Genomic DNA, 15,603 nt, shown 5'->3' on the forward strand with positions numbered 1-15,603 from the left:
AAATTCAATAGCAAATTGCCATACATCTTTCTGCCAGCCAGGCCTGGCGCCCGCGCATCTTGATGCGATCTTGATACCCCACACCGCACTCTTGCGCCCATCTTGATGCGGCCGTTCCTAGCATCGGTCCATGTCTCAAGGAGGACGCTATGGACTGGATATTGATGGCGGTGGGAGGCCTGCTCTGGCTGGCCGTCTATGGCTTGGCCAAGGGTTGCGCGCTGCTGCAACGCCAAGCACAAGGGGGGCGGTCATGACCAGCGGCTGGATGATTCTGGCGGCCGTGCTCGCCGCTGCGCTTTTGGTGTACCTGATCGCCGTACTGCTGCGGCCGGAGGACTTTTCATGAGCACCGGTGCCTGGCTGCAATTGGCGGTGTTTTTGGCACTGCTGCTGGCGCTGGCTTGGCCGCTGGCGCGTTATATCGACACCGTGATGGCGGGCCGCTTTGCGCTGGGACGGAGGCTGGAAGGCCCGCTGTTCCGACTGGCAGGCGTGCGGCCCGATGAAGAAACCGGCTGGCTGCGCTACGCGCTGGGCCTGCTGGTGTTCAATGGCCTGGGCGTGCTGGCGGTGTATGCGCTGCAGCGCTGGCAAGCCGTGCTGCCACTCAACCCTCAGGGCATGGCTGCGGTGGCACCCGATTCGGCCTTCAACACCGCCATCAGCTTTGTCACCAACACCAACTGGCAAGGCTATGGCGGCGAGAGCACCATGAGCTACCTCACGCAGATGCTGGCGCTGACGGTGCAGAACTTTCTGTCTGCCGCCACGGGCCTGGTCGTCGTCATTGCACTGGTGCGCGGGTTCGCGCAGCATTCAGCGCAGAGCATTGGCAATGTGTGGACTGACCTGACCCGTGCCACACTGTGGGTGCTCCTGCCCCTGTCGCTGGTGCTGGCCGTGGTGTTTGCAGGCCAGGGCGTGATTCAGAACCTGTCGTCCTATACCGAGGTACAGACGCTGGAGCCCGTGCACTACGACGCCCCCAAGCTCGATAGCGCAGGCCATCCCGTGCTCGACGCACAAGGCGCTCAGGTCACCGAGCCCGCCACACAAACCACCCAGACGCTGGCCATGGGCCCCGTGGCCTCGCAGTTGGCCATCAAGATGCTGGGCACCAACGGTGGCGGCTTCTTCAACGCCAACTCGGCCCACCCGTTCGAGAACCCCTCGGCCGCGAGCAACCTGTTGCAGATGCTGGCGATCTTCCTGATCCCCGCCGCGCTGTGCCTGGTGTTTGGCCGCATGGTGCGCGATGAGCGCCAGGGCTGGACGATTCTGGCAACGATGAGTCTGCTCTTCGTGGTCGCAGTAGTAGCAGCCACCGCCTTCGAGCAGCAGGGCAACCCGCTGCTTTCATCGCTGGGTGTGGACCAGGCCGCCAGCGCCCTGCAGGCAGGCGGCAATATGGAAGGCAAGGAAACGCGCTTTGGCATCGCCACCTCGGCCCTGTTCGCCGTCATCACCACGGCGGCCAGCTGCGGCGCGGTAATTGCGATGCACGACAGCTTCACCCCCCTCGGCGGCATGGTGCCCCTCGTGCTGATGCAGATGGGCGAGGTGGTGTTTGGCGGTGTCGGCTCGGGCCTGTACGGCATGCTGGTGTTCGCCATCATGGCGGTGTTCATCGCCGGGCTGATGATTGGCCGCACGCCAGAGTACCTGGGCAAGAAGATCGAGACGCATGAGATGAAGCTCGTCTCCATCGCCATCCTCGTCACGCCCCTGCTGGTGCTGCTGGGCACCGCCGTGGCGGTGATGAGCGAGGCTGGCCGCGCGGGCCTTTCGAACCCCGGCGCGCACGGCTTCAGCCAGGTGCTGTATGCGCTGTCTTCCGCCGCCAACAACAACGGCAGCGCCTTCGCGGGCCTGTCGGCCAACACCCCCTTCTACAACGTGCTGCTGGCCGTAGCCATGTGGCTGGGCCGCTTTGGCGTGATCGTGCCGGTGCTGGCCATGGCCGGGTCGCTGGCCGCCAAGAAGCGCGCCACCGCCACCGATGGCACCTTGCCCACCCACGGCCCGCTGTTTGTGGCGCTGCTGGCGGGCGTGGTGCTGCTGGTGGGGTTGCTGAACTATGTGCCCGCCCTCGCGCTGGGCCCGGTGGTAGAGCATCTCGTGCTCACACCCCGTTAAGAAATGGCTGGGAGATTGTGATGACCCGCAAAACATTGACCCTGTTTGACCCCGCCCTGGTACGCCCCGCGCTGCTGGAGGCTTTCAAGAAGCTGGACCCGCGCGTGCAATGGCGCAACCCGGTGATGTTTGTGGTGTACGTGGGCAGCGCCTTCACCACCGCGCTGGCCGCCAGCAAGCCCGAGGGCTTCACCGCTGCCGTGGCGCTGTGGCTGTGGTTCACCGTGCTGTTTGCCAACTTTGCCGAGGCCATGGCCGAAGGCCGCAGCAAGGCCCAGGCGGCCTCGCTGCGCGGCCTGAAAAAGCAGACCTGGGCGAAAAAGCTGGACGGCCAGTTTGACCGAGCCACCCCGCGCACGGCCATGACCTGGCTGCCGCTGGAGGCCGCCCACCTGCGCAAGGGCGATGTGGTGCTGGTGGAAGCCGGTGACACCATTCCCGCCGATGGCGAGGTGATCGACGGCGTGGCCTCGGTGGACGAAAGCGCCATCACGGGCGAATCGGCCCCGGTGATCCGCGAATCGGGCGGCGACTTCTCGGCCGTGACGGGCGGCACCCGCGTGCTGTCGGACTGGATCGTGGTGCGCGTGGCCGTGAACCCTGGCGAGACCTTTGTCGACCGCATGATCGCCATGGTGGAGAACGCCAAGCGCCACAAGACCCCCAACGAGATTGCACTGACCATCCTGCTGGTGGCGCTGACCATCGTGTTCCTGGGCGTGGTGGTTACGCTGCTGCCGTTCTCGCTGTTCAGCGTGCAGGCCAGCGGCGCGGGCGAGCCTGTGAGCCTGGTGGTGCTGGTGGCCCTGCTGGTGTGCCTGATCCCCACCACCATTGCAGGCTTGCTCAGCGCCATTGGCGTGGCGGGCATGAGCCGCATGATGCAGGCCAATGTGATCGCCACCTCGGGCCGCGCGGTGGAGGCTGCGGGCGATGTGGACGTGCTGCTGCTGGACAAGACCGGCACCATCACCCTGGGCAACCGCCAGGCCAGCCAGTTCGTGTCTGCGCCCGGCGTGACCGATGCGGCATTGGCAGACGCCGCCCAGCTTGCATCGCTGGCCGACGAAACCCCCGAAGGCCGCAGCATCGTGGTGCTGGCCAAGCAGAAGTTCAACCTGCGCGAACGTGACCTTTCCAGCCTGCACGCGGTGTTTGTGCCGTTCACGGCGCAAACCCGCATGAGCGGGGTGGACTTGCCCGGCCCACGCCTGCTGCGCAAGGGCGCGGCAGATGCCATTCGCAAGCATGTGGAGGCCCTGGGCGGTCGCTTTCCCACCGCGGTGCAGACCGCAGTAGACGATGTGTCGCGCCGTGGCAGCACCCCGCTGGTGGTGGCCGATGGTGCCCATGTGCTGGGCGTGGTGGAGCTCAAAGACGTGGTGAAGGGAGGTATCAAGGAACGCTTTGCCGAGCTGCGCCGCATGGGCATCAAGACCGTGATGGTGACGGGCGACAACCGCCTGACGGCCGCCGCGATTGCGGCCGAGGCGGGTGTGGACGACTTCCTGGCCGAGGCCACGCCCGAGGCCAAGCTGCAGCTCATCCGCAGCTATCAAGCCGCAGGCCAGTTGGTGGCCATGACCGGCGACGGCACCAACGACGCGCCCGCCCTCGCACAGGCCGACGTGGCCGTGGCCATGAACACCGGCACCCAGGCCGCCAAGGAGGCGGGCAACATGGTGGACCTAGACAGCAACCCCACCAAGCTCATCGAGATTGTGGAGACCGGCAAGCAGATGCTGATGACGCGCGGCTCGCTCACCACCTTCAGCATCGCCAACGACATTGCCAAGTACTTCGCGATCATCCCGGCGGCGTTTGTCACCACCTACCCGCAGCTGTCGGCGCTGAACTTCATGCACCTGGCCAGCCCCTCGTCGGCCATCCTGTCCGCCGTGGTGTTCAACGCGCTGATCATCATCTTTTTGATCCCGCTGGCCCTGAAGGGCGTGCCCTATCGCGCCGTGGGTGCCGCCGCGCTGCTGCGCCGCAACCTGGCCATTTATGGGCTGGGGGGCATGGTGGTGCCGTTCATCGGCATCAAGTTGATTGACATGGTGCTGGCGGCAGCCGGTCTGACTTGAACAAGGACCTCCCCCTGTGTCGCTTCGCGCCTTCCCCCTCCTCTCGCTTCGCTGCGCTACGCGGGGAGGGGGACGACACCCTCGCTGCGGGGCGGCCCTTGCTCGGTGTCCCCTCGCCTGAGCCGCGCCAGTCTGATGCGCAGCTCCCGGAATTTCATTGAAAGGAAAATCGTATGCCTATCCGTATCCCCCGCGACGACGTGCCCGCAAGCCCAGGCGGCCTGCTGCGCCCTGCCCTCACGCTGTTTGTCGTGCTGTCCATCGTCACCGGCCTGCTGTACCCGCTGGCCGTGACGGGCGTGGCGCAAACGGCCTTCCCACACCAGGCCAACGGCAGCTTGATCACCAAGGGTGGCAAAGCCGTGGGCTCCGAGCTGATCGGCCAGTCGTTCACCGAGCCCGGCCACTTCTGGGGCCGCCCCTCGGCCACCGCGCCCATGCCCTACAACGCATCGGCCTCGGGCGGCTCCAACCTGGGCCCCACGAACCCGGCGCTGACAGATGCCGTCAAGGCCCGCATCGAGGCCCTGCGCGCTGCCGACCCCGGCAACACCCAACCCGTGCCTGTGGACTTGGTCACCGCGTCGGCCAGCGGGCTGGACCCACACATCAGCCCGGCAGCCGCCGCCTACCAGAGCGAACGCGTGGCCCGTGCCAGAGGCCTGCCCGTGGGACAAGTGCAAGCCTTGGTGCAGCAGCACACCGACACCCCCTGGCTGGGCCTGCTGGGTGAGCCGCGTGTGAACGTTTTGGCCTTGAATCTGGCACTCGATTCGCTATCAAATAAATAGCTATCAGCGCAATTGATACTAGCGCTTGAGGCCTATTCGACATCAAATTGGTGGATACACTGTGCCCATGCAGGACCGCCCCGACCCCGACGCGCTGCTGCAGCGCATCCAGCAAGAGCAGGCCCAGCAGCAGCGCGGGCGGCTCAAGGTGTTTTTTGGCGCCTGCGCCGGGGTGGGCAAGACCTTTGCCATGCTGTCCGCCGCCCGGGCGGCACAGGCGCAGGGCCTGCCCGTCACCATCGGCGTGGTCGAAACGCATGGCCGCACCGACACCGAGGCGCTGACCGCACACCTGCCGCGCCTGCCGCTGCGCGCCCTGCCCTACAAAGACCGCACCCTGCCCGAGTTTGACCTGGACGCCGCCCTGGCCTGGGGCGCTGCGAACCCCGAGGGCCTGGTGCTGCTGGACGAGCTGGCCCACAGCAATGTGGCCGGATCGCGCCACCCCAAACGCTGGCAAGACGCCGAGGAACTGCTGGCCGCAGGCATCGACGTGTGGTCCACCATGAACGTGCAGCACCTGGAGAGCCTGAACGACATCGTCAGCGGCATCACCGGCATCCGCGTGTGGGAGACGGTGCCCGACCAGTTTTTTGACGCTGCCGACGAAGTGGTGGTGGTCGACCTGCCGCCCGACGAGCTGCTGGCGCGCCTGAAAGCCGGCAAGGTCTACTTGCCCCAGCAGGCCGAGCGCGCCGCCGCCAATTTCTTTCGCAAAGGCAACCTGCTGGCCCTGCGCGAGCTGGCCCTGCGCCGCACCGCCGACCGGGTGGACGACGAAATGCGCGCCTACCGCCGCGCCAGCACCACCACCGCCGAGGCCGTGTGGCCCAACCGCGAGGCCCTGCTGGCCTGCGTGGGCACCGGCGACAACACCGAAAAAGTGGTGCGCAGCTGCGCCCGCCTGGCCGCCCAGCTCGACCTGCCTTGGCACGCCGTGCACGTGGAAACGCCCGAGCAGCAAGGCCAGTCGGCCAACCTGCACCCGCAGGTGGAACGCACGCTGAAGATCGCCCAGCAACTGGGAGCCACCGCCTGCGCCGTGCTGCCCGCCGCCCAGCGCGCCCCGGCCCTGGTGCGCTATGCGCGCGAACACAACCTGGTGCGCGTGGTGATGGGCCGCAGCGCCCGCCGCTGGCCCTGGCAGGCCACGCTGGCAGAGCAGATCGGGCAAAGTGCCAGCGACCTGGACCTGCTGCAGGTCGGCACGCCGGCGGGCCGCAGAGGCAGCACCAACAGCACCAGAGCCGCCCCCCGCATCCCTCCGGCCACCACGCGTCCGCCCTTCTGGCCTGGCTATATAGCCGCAGCCCTGGCCTGCTGCATTGCAGCCGTCATCGCCACGCCGCTGGCCAATGTGCTGGAGCTGACCAATATCGTCATGCTGTTTTTACTGGTGGTGGTGGGCGTGGCGCTGCGCTTTGGTCGCGGCCCGGCCATCATGGCGGCGTTCCTGGGCGTGGGGTTCTTTGACTTCTTCTTTGTGCCGCCCCGCTTCAACTTTGCGGTGAGCGACGCGCAGTACGTCGTCACCTTCGCCGTGATGCTGGTGGTGGCCCTGGTGGTGGGCCAGCTCACCGCCGGGCTCAAGGTGCAGGCCGAGGCCGCCACCGACCGTGAGCACCGCGTGCGCAGCCTGTACGACATGGCGCGTGATTTGTCTGCCGCGCTGCTGCCCGAACAGGTGGCCGAGATTGGAGGGCGCTTCATCACCGGTGAATTCAGCGCGGGCAGCACCCTAGTGGTGGCCGACGATGACAACCGCCTGCAGGTGCTGCCCGGTGGCACGGCCCCGGTGGACATGGCCGTGGCGCAATGGGCGTTTGAGCGCGGCGAGCCTGCGGGCCGGGGCACAGACACCTTGCACTCCAGCCCCACGCTGGTGCTGCCCCTGAAGGCGCCCATGCGCATCCGTGGTGTGCTGGTGGTGGCCATGCCACACGACCAAGTGCCGGGCGTGGAACCGCGCCGCCTGCTGCAGACCTGCGCATCGCTGCTGGCCATTTCGCTCGAACGCATCCACTACATCGACGTGGCGCAAAAGAGCACCGTGCAGATCGAGTCCGAGCGGCTGCGCAACTCGCTGCTCTCGGCCATCTCGCACGATTTGCGTACGCCGCTGGCCTCGCTGGTCGGCCTGGCCGAATCGCTGGCCATGGTGCATCCGCCCCTGCCTGCCCACCAACAAGAGCTGACCGGCGCCATCCAGCAATCGGCCCAGCGCATGAGCGCACTGGTCAACAACCTGCTGGACATGGCCCGCCTGGAGGCCGGTGCCGTGCAGCTCAACAAGGCCTGGCAGCTGCTGGAAGAAGTGGTGGGCAGTGCCCTGGCCGCCAGCGCCCCCGCCATCGCAGCGCACCGCATCGAAGTGAACCTGCCGGGCGACCTGCCCCTGCTACAGATCGACGCCGTGCTGATGGAGCGCGTGCTGGTCAACCTGCTGGAAAACGCCGCCAAGTACACGCCCGCCAGCACTGCCATCCGTATCAGCGCCCAGGCGCAAAGCGATGCGGTGGCCTTGAGCATCACCGACGAAGGCCCGGGCCTGCCCAAAGGCCGCGAAGAGCTGCTGTTTGAAAAGTTCGAGCGCGGCGCCCGCGAAAGCGCCACGCCCGGCGTGGGCCTGGGGCTGGCCATCTGCCGCGCCATCGTGCAGGCGCATGGTGGCAGCATTTGGGGCGATACCATCCTCAACGCCCAGGGCCAGCCAGCCGGAGCGCGCTTTACGCTGCTGCTGCCACGCGGCACACCGCCCACCGACCTGGGCGATGATGCCGACGCCTGATTCCGTTTCCAAATCATTCGTGTCTAGGCGTGAAGCCGCAGACAGTGCCTTAGCACGGCAAGGCGAAGCAACAACGACACGGATGATTTGGAAACGGAATGACACCCTAGCATTCATGCCATGACCGATCTGCCCACCCACATCCTCATCGTTGAAGACGAAGCCGATATCCGCCGCTTTGTGCGCCTGACGCTGGAGAGTGAGGGCCACACCGTGCACGAGGCCGCCACCCTGCAGCGCGGCCTGATCGAGGCCGGCACCCGCCGCCCCGACCTGGTGGTGCTGGACCTGGGCCTGCCCGATGGCGACGGCGTCGATTTGATACGCGACCTGCGCACCTGGTCGGCCATGCCCATCATCGTGCTCTCGGCCCGCAGCGCCGAATCGAGCAAGATCGCGGCGCTGGACGCCGGGGCCGACGACTATCTGGTCAAGCCCTTTGGCTCGGGCGAGCTGATGGCCCGCGTGCGTGCCCAGCTGCGCCGCAGCCAGCGCGCATCCGGCGCCGAAGCCACACCCGTCATCCAGTTCGGCCCCATCACCGTGGACCTGGCCCGCCGCACGGTAGAGCGCCGCACGGCAGACGATGGCAGCGAGGCCCTGCATCTCACGCCCATCGAATACAAGCTGCTCACCCATCTTGCATCCCAACCTGATCGGGTCATCACCCACGCCCAGCTGCTCAAGGCCGTGTGGGGCCCAGGCCACGCCGAAGACACGCACTACGTGCGTGTGCACATGGCCAACCTGCGCAAGAAAGTGGAGAACAACGCATCGATGCCCCGACATTTGCGGACCGAGGCGGGGGTAGGTTATCGGTTTGTACTTTGAGTCCCGGGGATAAGTACCTGTTTATAGAAGCACGATGTCGTACTGCTCCTGCCCCATCGCGCTTTCCGATTGCAGCGAGATCGGCTTCTTGATGAAGTCCGAGAGACCGGCCAGGTGCTGGCTTTCTTCATCCAGGAACAACTCGACTACCCGCGCGGACGCCACTACGCGGAACTCGCGCGGGTTGAACTGGCGGGCTTCGCGAAGGATCTCGCGCAGGATGTCGTAGCACACGCTGCGCGCGGTCTTCACGCTGCCCTTGCCCTGGCACACCTCGCAGGGCTCGCACAGCATGTGCGCCAGTGATTCGCGGGTGCGCTTGCGCGTCATCTCCACCAGGCCCAGTTGCGAGAACGTGCCGGACGACATGGTCTTGACCCGGTCGCGCGCGAGCTGCTTCTTGAACTCCGACAGCACGGCCTGCTGGTGGTCGTCCCGCACCATGTCGATGAAGTCCACGATGATGATGCCGCCCAGGTTGCGCAGACGCAGCTGGCGGGCAATGGCCTGGGCGGCCTCCAGGTTGGTCTTGAAGATGGTGTCGTCGAAATTGCGCGCGCCCACATAGCCACCGGTGTTCACGTCGATGGTGGTGAGCGCCTCCGTCTGGTCCACGATGAGGTAGCCGCCCGATTTCAAATCGACCCGGCGGCCCAGGGCCTTGGCCACCTCTTCGTCAATGGAGTACAGGTCAAAAATGGGCCGCTCGCCCTTGTAGTGCTGCAGCTTGCCAGCGGCTGCGGGCATGAACTCTTGCCCGAACGCACGCAGGCGCTGGAACTGCTCCATCGAATCCAGGCGGATGGTCTGCGTGTGGTCGCCCACCAGGTCGCGCAGCACGCGCTGCAGCAGGTCCAGGTCCTGGTGCAAGAGCGACATGGCGGGCAGCTTGAGCGATGCCTCCTTGATGCGCGCCCAGGTCTTGCGCAGGTAGGCGATGTCTTCGGCCAGCTCGGCATCGGTGGAATCTTCGCCGTTGGTGCGCAGGATGAAGCCACCACCACCGCCCGTGGATTTGTCGCCCACCAGCGCCTGCAGCCGCGCACGCAGCGCATCGCGCTCGGCGGGCGGGATCTTCTGCGACACGCCCACATGGTCATCCTGCGGCAAAAACACCAGCAGGCGACCGGCAATGCTGATCTGCGTGGACAACCGCGCACCCTTGGTGCCAATCGGGTCCTTGATGACCTGCACCATGAGCGCCTGCCCCTCGAACACCTGTTTTTCAATCGGTACCTGCGGCTCGTTCTTGCGGGCAAATGCGGGCGGCTCGCCATCGGGCTGGCGCTGCCACACATCGGCCACGTGCAAGAAGGCCGCACGCTCCAGCCCGATGTCGATAAAGGCCGACTGCATGCCTGGCAGCACGCGCGAGACCTTGCCCAGATAGACATTGCCGACCAGGCCGCGCTCCAGCGTGCGCTCGATGTGCAGCTCCTGCACGGCGCCGTGCTCCACCACGGCCACCCGGGTTTCCTGGGGGGACCAATTGATCAGGATGTCTTGTTGCATGGCTTGGTGGTGGTTGTCTATTGTTCGCGTCGCTCGGATCGCAACTTAGATCGCAAATTCCGCGGCGCGCAGCAGCTGCGCGGTCTCGTACATCGGCAGCCCCATGATGCCCGAATAGCTGCCCGCCAGGTGCTCCACATACGCCGCCGCCCGGCCCTGGATGCCGTAGGCGCCTGCCTTGCCCAGCGGCTCGCCCGTAGCCACATACGCCTCAATCTGCGCAGGTGCCATGGGCGCGAAAGTGACGCGCGATACCGACAGGGCCGTCAGCCGTTTGGTGCCTACCTGCAGAGCCACAGCGGTCAGCACGCGGTGCTCGTGCCCTGCCAGTTCAGCCAGCATGCGTGCCGCATGCGCGGCATCGTCGGGCTTGCCATAGATGGTGCGGCCCAGGGCCACGGTGGTGTCGGAACACAGGATGGGCGCATCCGGTAACTGGCGCCGCGCACGCCGGGCCACGGCCGCGTCAAGCTTGAGGGCCGTCACGCGCTCTACATACGCTGTGGGCACTTCGCCGGGCAGCACCACCTCGATGGCTTCGGCGTCCTCTGCCTCGTCACCCTCCACATTGGGCAGCAGCAGCTCGTGGCGCACGCCCAGCTGTTCAAGCAACTGGCGGCGGCGCGGGCTTTGGGAGGCGAGGTAGATGAAGTCGGGCATGAACGGATTTTGAACAAAAATCGGCTCTAGCGCTTATTCATCAAGCGCTAGCAGCTATGAAAACAGGAGTATCACAGACCATCATCGCAAAGGGTCTGCTTCATTCACGATGGTAAGGATGCCCGGCGTTCACCGACCAGGCGCGGTACAGCTGCTCGATGAGCAACACCCGCACCATGGCGTGGGGAAGGGTCAGGTCGGACAGGCGAATGCGTTCGTGCGCGGCCTGGCGAAAGGCAGGGTCCAGCCCGTCGGGGCCACCGATGACCAATGCCACATCGTCACCGCCCAGTTGCCAGCCCTTGAGCCGTTCGGCCAGGGCCTTGGTGGTGAGGTTGGTACCGCGCTCGTCCAGTGCCACCACGCGCGTGCCACGCGGAATGGCGGCTTCGATGCGCTCGCGCTCGGCGGCGTAGAGCGTCTCCAGCGTCTTGGAGCCGCGCGGCTCGGTCTTGACGGCCTTGAGCTCGACCTTGAGTTCAGGTGGAAAACGTTTGGCGTAATCGTCGTACGCGGTCTGCGCCCAGTCGGGCACCCGCTGACCGACCGCCACTATCAGCAGCTTCATGGATCAACCTGGATGCGTGAGGGAGTCACCGCTGCCGCGCGCAAGCGATGGAGCGCGCAGCAGCTGAAACGGATCAGCCCTTGCTGCGAGCAGGTGCCTTCTTGGCCGCGGGCTTGGAGCCCGATGCGGAGGCTGGCTTGGCAGCTGCGCGCGCAGGGGACTTGGCAGCTGGCGACTTCTTGGCCGCAGGCTTCTTGGCGCCACCGGGCTTGACCACCACCGTCTTGACAGGGGTCTTGGTGGCTGCGGGCTTCTTGGTGGCAACTGCGCCAGTGGTCTTGCTGGCTGGCTTGGCGGTGCTTGTCTTGGCAGCCGATTTGGCAGGTGCTGCCTTGGCGGCGGTTTTTGCAGCGGGCTTGGGGGCTGTTTTGGCAGCAGTCTTCGCAGCGGTCTTGGCGACCGCCTTGACGGTGGCCTTGCCCGAACGGGCGGCTACGGTGGAGGTCGCAGCCTTTTTGGCGGGCGCCTTGCCTGCGGCCTTGGCGTCCGACTTGGCAGCCTTCTGGGCCGACTTCTTCTCGGCCAATTCGGTGGCAGCGCTGGAAACCGGCTTGGCCGCGCCGAGCTTCAGGCGCACTGGGGTGTCGCCCCACAGCTCTTCCAGACGGTAGTACTGGCGGATGGCCGGTTGCATGATGTGCGCCACAGCCGCGCCGCAGTCCACGATGATCCATTCGCCGTTGTCTTCGCCTTCGATGCGGGGCTTGGAAAACCCGGCTTCCTTGACCGCGTCGCGCACGCTGGCGGCCAGGGCCTTGGTCTGGCGGTTGGAGGTACCCGATGCCACGATCACCCGTTCAAACAGCGGCGAGAGATGCTCGGTGTTGAAGACCTGGATGTCTTGCGCCTTGACGTCCTCCAGGCCATCGACGATGGCGCGCTGGAGTTTGGTGACGTCTTTTTTGGCGGCGGTTTCCGATTTGGTGGAGGTGGTCATCAGGCGGTGATTTGAAAGGGAATGGAATCAATATAGCGTGCAACGCAGCGCACAGCCAGCGGGCTGAGCCTTGGGTGTTGCGCGGGTGTTGTGCTGAGGCGCTGCAGCAATATGAGGTGTTTTTGGCCTCTTGCGCTCATGTGAAAAGCGCGGGCAGCTATTGAAATTATAGCTTTTGCGCTTTTCAACACTTTCAACCCATTGCAGCAGCCTCGCCAGCCAGCCAGTCGCGTCGCACCAGAAAGCGCTGCAACAGCGCTGCCTCGGCCGAATCGGCAGCGTCCGAGCGCTGGTAAGACCAGGCCACCATCGGCGGCATGGACAGCAAAATGGACTCGGTGCGCCCACCCGACTGCAGGCCAAAGTGAGTACCCCGGTCCCAGACCAGGTTGAACTCCACATAACGGCCGCGGCGGTAGAGCTGGAAGTCCCGCTCGCGCTCGCCGTAGGGCGTGCCCTGGCGCTTTTCCACGATGGGCAGGTAGGCCTTCAAAAAGGCGTCGCCCACCGACTGCGTCATCGCCAGGCTCTGCTCAAAGCCCAGCTCCGAGAAGTCGTCATAGAACACGCCGCCCACGCCGCGCTGCTCGTTGCGGTGCTTGAGGAAGAAATACTCGTCGCACCACTGCTTGAAGCGCGGGTACTTGTCGTCGCCAAAGGCGCTGAGCGCATCGCGGCAGGTGCGGTGAAAGTGCACCGCATCCTCTTCGAAGCCGTAGTATGGCGTGAGGTCCATGCCACCGCCAAACCAGCAGGTGGGCGCCTGACCGGGGTGCCCGGCGGCGATCATGCGCACATTCATGTGCACCGTGGGCACATACGGGTTGCGCGGGTGGAACACCAGCGAAACGCCCATGGCCTCGAACGGCGCACCCGCCAGCTCGGGCCGGTGCTGCGTGGCCGAAGGCGGCAGTTGCGGGCCACGCACATGGCTGAAGCCGCAGCCTGCGCGTTCAAACACCCGGCCGCCTTCCATGATCTTGGTGATGCCATCGCCCTGCAACGGCTCACCAGGCGGCTTGCTCCAGGCATCGGCCAGAAAACGTGCACCGCCCTCGCCTTCCACGGCTTCCAGTGCATCGGTGATGCGCGCCTGCAGTCCCACCAGGTAGCCACGCACACGGGTCACCGTGTCGGCCGGGTTCAAGGTTTGAGCGTCTGCCATCAGCTTTTCAGGGCTCGGAAGCCAATGTCGCGGCGGTACTGCGCGCCATCAAACTGGATGCCACGTGCCACGTCATACGCGCGCTGCTGAGCCTGCTTGACGCTGTCGGCCAGCACCGTCACGCACAACACGCGGCCACCGGTCACGCTGACCACGCCATCTTTGAGCTGCGTGCCCGCGTGGAACACCACGGCATCGTCTGCCTCCGTGGGCAGTCCGGTGATGGGGTCACCCTTGCGCGGGCTCTCCGGGTAGCCATGGGCGGCCATGACCACACCCAGCGCGGTGCGGCGGTCCCACTGCAGCTCTACTTGATCGAGCTTGCCGTCGGCGGCAGCGGCCATCACGTCGCTGAAGTCGCTTTTCAGGCGCATCAGGATGGGCTGCGTCTCGGGGTCGCCCATGCGGCAGTTGAATTCGAGCGTCTTGGGCTGGCCCTTGGCGTCGATCATCAGGCCCGCATAGAGGAAGCCGGTGTAGGGAATGCCGTCCTTTTCCATGCCACGGATGGTGGGCAGGATGATCTCGCGCATGGCGCGGGCATGCACATCGGCCGTGACCACAGGCGCGGGCGAATACGCGCCCATGCCGCCGGTGTTGGGGCCTTCATCGCCGTCTTTGAGGCGCTTGTGGTCCTGGCTGGTGGCCAGGGCCAGCACGTTCTTGCCGTCGCACAACACGATGAAGGAGGCTTCTTCGCCTTCGAGGAACTCCTCGATCACCACGCGCGCGCCACCTTCGTTGTGGGTCACGCCGTATTTGTTGTCCACCAGCATGAAGTCCACCGCATCGTGGGCTTCCTGCAGCGTCATGGCCACCACCACGCCCTTGCCAGCCGCCAGACCGTCGGCCTTGATGACGATGGGGGCACCCAGCCGGTCCACAAAGGCGTGGGCCGCAGCCGGTTCGGTGAAGGTGTCGTAGTCGGCCGTGGGGATGCCATGGCGGCGCATGAAGGCCTTGGAAAACGCCTTGGAGCTTTCGAGCTGGGCGGCGGCCTTGGTGGGGCCGAAGATGCGCAGGCCATTGGCGCGGAACTCATCGACCACACCGGCCGCCAGAGGCGCCTCGGGGCCCACCACCGTCAGCGCGATCTTCTCGGCCTGGGCCCAGGTGCGCAGCTCGCGCACGTCGGAAATGGCCACGTTTTCGAGCTTGGGGTTCAAGGCCGTGCCACCGTTACCTGGCGCCACAAACACCTTGGTCACCTTGGGGGACTGGCTCAGTTTCCACGCCATTGCGTGTTCACGGCCGCCGCCACCAATCACAAGTACTTTCATAGGAACCTTTGGTGAACCCGGCCCGCAGCGCTGCACTGCTGGGCGGGATTCGGGGAAATATCAGTCGGAAAACAAGTCAGGGCAAGAAAAAAGCGGCGATCTACAGTTGCAGGGTCACAGCGCCGCGTTGTGGTAGACCTCTTGGGTGTCGTCCAGGTCTTCCAGCACATCCAGCAGTTTTTGCATCTTGGCGGCGTCTTCGCCGGTCAGCTCGATGGTGTTTTCGGGCCGCATGGTCACGCCCGCCACCTCGGCCGTCAGGCCTGCGGCCTCCAGCGCGTTCTTTACCGCTTCAAAGTCGGCTGGGGCGGTCAGCACCTCCACCGCGCCGTCTTCGTCGGTCACCACGTCTTCGGCGCCTGCCTCCAGCGCCACTTCCATCACCTTGTCTTCGCTGGTACCGGGGGCAAAAATCAGCTGGCCGCAGTGCTTGAACTGGAACACCACCGAGCCTTCGGTGCCCATGTTGCCTCCATGCTTGCTGAACGCGTGGCGCACTTCGGCCACGGTGCGCACGCGGTTGTCGGTCATGGTGTCGATCATGATGGCGGCGCCACCAATGCCGTAGCCTTCGTAGCGGATTTCTTCGTAGGTCAGGCCTTCGGCGTTGCCCGTGGCCTTGTCGATGTTGTACTTGATGCGGTCGGCGGGCATGTTGGCCGCCTTGGCCTTGTCCACCGCCAGGCGCAGGCGGGGGTTGGCTGACAGGTCACCGCCACCGGCGCGGGCGGCCACAGTGATTTCACGAATGATGCGGGTCCAGATCTTGCCGCGTTTTTCATCCTGGCGCCCTTTGCGGTGCTGGATATTCGCCCATTTACTGTGTCCTGCCACGGGAAGTCCTT

General features: G+C 65.6%; 13 protein-coding genes. 6 read left to right on the forward strand and 7 right to left on the reverse strand.

What is annotated here, in order from left to right:
* Positions 1-253: 253 nt before the first annotated feature.
* The 6 genes from kdpF (at position 254) to ISS20_RS08670 (ending at position 8,636) form a co-directional block, all read left to right on the forward strand.
* Positions 254-349: a K(+)-transporting ATPase subunit F gene (gene kdpF / locus ISS20_RS08645; RefSeq protein ID WP_056062349.1), complete on the forward strand. Its 96-nt coding sequence runs from the start codon at positions 254-256 to the stop codon at positions 347-349.
* Positions 346-2,139: a potassium-transporting ATPase subunit KdpA gene (gene kdpA, locus ISS20_RS08650; RefSeq protein ID WP_291435642.1), complete on the forward strand. Its 1,794-nt coding sequence runs from the start codon at positions 346-348 to the stop codon at positions 2,137-2,139. The genes kdpF and kdpA overlap by 4 nt, the downstream gene beginning before the upstream one ends.
* Before the next feature lie 20 nt (positions 2,140-2,159).
* Positions 2,160-4,226 (forward strand): potassium-transporting ATPase subunit KdpB, encoded by a 2,067-nt coding sequence (gene kdpB, locus ISS20_RS08655; protein WP_291435644.1) that lies wholly within the window; start codon positions 2,160-2,162, stop codon positions 4,224-4,226.
* Positions 4,227-4,399: 173 nt separating this feature from the next.
* The gene (kdpC, locus tag ISS20_RS08660) at positions 4,400-5,017 is read left to right on the forward strand and encodes a potassium-transporting ATPase subunit KdpC (protein ID WP_291435646.1); all 618 of its coding nucleotides are present in this window, start codon (positions 4,400-4,402) and stop codon (positions 5,015-5,017) included.
* Between the two features lie 67 nt (positions 5,018-5,084).
* Complete coding sequence (locus tag ISS20_RS08665; RefSeq protein ID WP_291435648.1) at positions 5,085-7,805, forward strand: sensor histidine kinase KdpD; 2,721 nt, start codon at positions 5,085-5,087, stop codon at positions 7,803-7,805.
* Positions 7,806-7,925: 120 nt separating this feature from the next.
* Positions 7,926-8,636, forward strand: a complete 711-nt coding sequence (locus ISS20_RS08670; protein ID WP_291435650.1) for a response regulator — start codon at positions 7,926-7,928, stop codon at positions 8,634-8,636.
* Positions 8,637-8,657: 21 nt separating this feature from the next.
* On the opposite strand, the gene rng is transcribed toward ISS20_RS08670, so the two are convergent.
* The 7 genes from rng to ISS20_RS08705 form a co-directional block, all read right to left on the reverse strand.
* On the reverse strand, positions 8,658-10,148 hold the full coding sequence (gene rng / locus ISS20_RS08675) for a ribonuclease G (RefSeq protein WP_291435652.1): 1,491 nt from the start codon (positions 10,146-10,148) through the stop codon (positions 8,658-8,660).
* Between the two features lie 45 nt (positions 10,149-10,193).
* Positions 10,194-10,808 carry a Maf family protein gene (locus ISS20_RS08680; RefSeq protein WP_291435654.1) on the reverse strand — a complete coding sequence of 205 codons (615 nt, stop codon included), beginning with the start codon at positions 10,806-10,808 and terminating at the stop codon, positions 10,194-10,196.
* A 100-nt stretch (positions 10,809-10,908) separates the two neighbouring features.
* Entirely contained in the window at positions 10,909-11,376 is a 468-nt protein-coding gene (rlmH, locus tag ISS20_RS08685; protein ID WP_007858784.1) for a 23S rRNA (pseudouridine(1915)-N(3))-methyltransferase RlmH, read from the reverse strand.
* Between the two features lie 73 nt (positions 11,377-11,449).
* Positions 11,450-12,313: a ribosome silencing factor gene (gene rsfS, locus ISS20_RS08690; protein WP_291435666.1), complete on the reverse strand. Its 864-nt coding sequence runs from the start codon at positions 12,311-12,313 to the stop codon at positions 11,450-11,452.
* Positions 12,314-12,506: 193 nt separating this feature from the next.
* The gene (gene hemF, locus ISS20_RS08695) at positions 12,507-13,478 is read right to left on the reverse strand and encodes an oxygen-dependent coproporphyrinogen oxidase (protein WP_291435668.1); all 972 of its coding nucleotides are present in this window, start codon (positions 13,476-13,478) and stop codon (positions 12,507-12,509) included.
* The gene (gene purD / locus ISS20_RS08700) at positions 13,478-14,758 is read right to left on the reverse strand and encodes a phosphoribosylamine--glycine ligase (RefSeq protein ID WP_291435670.1); all 1,281 of its coding nucleotides are present in this window, start codon (positions 14,756-14,758) and stop codon (positions 13,478-13,480) included. The genes hemF and purD overlap by 1 nt, the downstream gene beginning before the upstream one ends.
* Positions 14,759-14,872: 114 nt before the next feature.
* Positions 14,873-15,592, reverse strand: a complete 720-nt coding sequence (locus ISS20_RS08705) for a YebC/PmpR family DNA-binding transcriptional regulator (RefSeq protein ID WP_015014275.1) — start codon at positions 15,590-15,592, stop codon at positions 14,873-14,875.
* Positions 15,593-15,603 lie beyond the last annotated feature (11 nt).

Source organism: Acidovorax sp. (assembly GCF_016783915.1).
Classification (GTDB): domain Bacteria; phylum Pseudomonadota; class Gammaproteobacteria; order Burkholderiales; family Burkholderiaceae_C; genus Acidovorax.

Excerpts from the sequence above, each read along its gene's own strand:
- ISS20_RS08665 (WP_291435648.1), top strand. The coding sequence starts at position 5,085 with ATGCAGGACCGCCCCGACCCCGACGCGCTGCTGCAGCGCATCCAGCAA.
- hemF (WP_291435668.1), bottom strand. The coding sequence starts at position 13,478 with ATGGCAGACGCTCAAACCTTGAACCCGGCCGACACGGTGACCCGTGTG.
- kdpB (WP_291435644.1), top strand. The coding sequence starts at position 2,160 with ATGACCCGCAAAACATTGACCCTGTTTGACCCCGCCCTGGTACGCCCC.
- kdpC (WP_291435646.1), top strand. The coding sequence starts at position 4,400 with ATGCCTATCCGTATCCCCCGCGACGACGTGCCCGCAAGCCCAGGCGGC.
- kdpF (WP_056062349.1), top strand. The coding sequence starts at position 254 with ATGACCAGCGGCTGGATGATTCTGGCGGCCGTGCTCGCCGCTGCGCTT.
- rng (WP_291435652.1), bottom strand. The coding sequence starts at position 10,148 with ATGCAACAAGACATCCTGATCAATTGGTCCCCCCAGGAAACCCGGGTG.
- purD (WP_291435670.1), bottom strand. The coding sequence starts at position 14,758 with ATGAAAGTACTTGTGATTGGTGGCGGCGGCCGTGAACACGCAATGGCG.
- ISS20_RS08680 (WP_291435654.1), bottom strand. The coding sequence starts at position 10,808 with ATGCCCGACTTCATCTACCTCGCCTCCCAAAGCCCGCGCCGCCGCCAG.
- ISS20_RS08670 (WP_291435650.1), top strand. The coding sequence starts at position 7,926 with ATGACCGATCTGCCCACCCACATCCTCATCGTTGAAGACGAAGCCGAT.
- rlmH (WP_007858784.1), bottom strand. The coding sequence starts at position 11,376 with ATGAAGCTGCTGATAGTGGCGGTCGGTCAGCGGGTGCCCGACTGGGCG.
- rsfS (WP_291435666.1), bottom strand. The coding sequence starts at position 12,313 with ATGACCACCTCCACCAAATCGGAAACCGCCGCCAAAAAAGACGTCACC.
- kdpA (WP_291435642.1), top strand. The coding sequence starts at position 346 with ATGAGCACCGGTGCCTGGCTGCAATTGGCGGTGTTTTTGGCACTGCTG.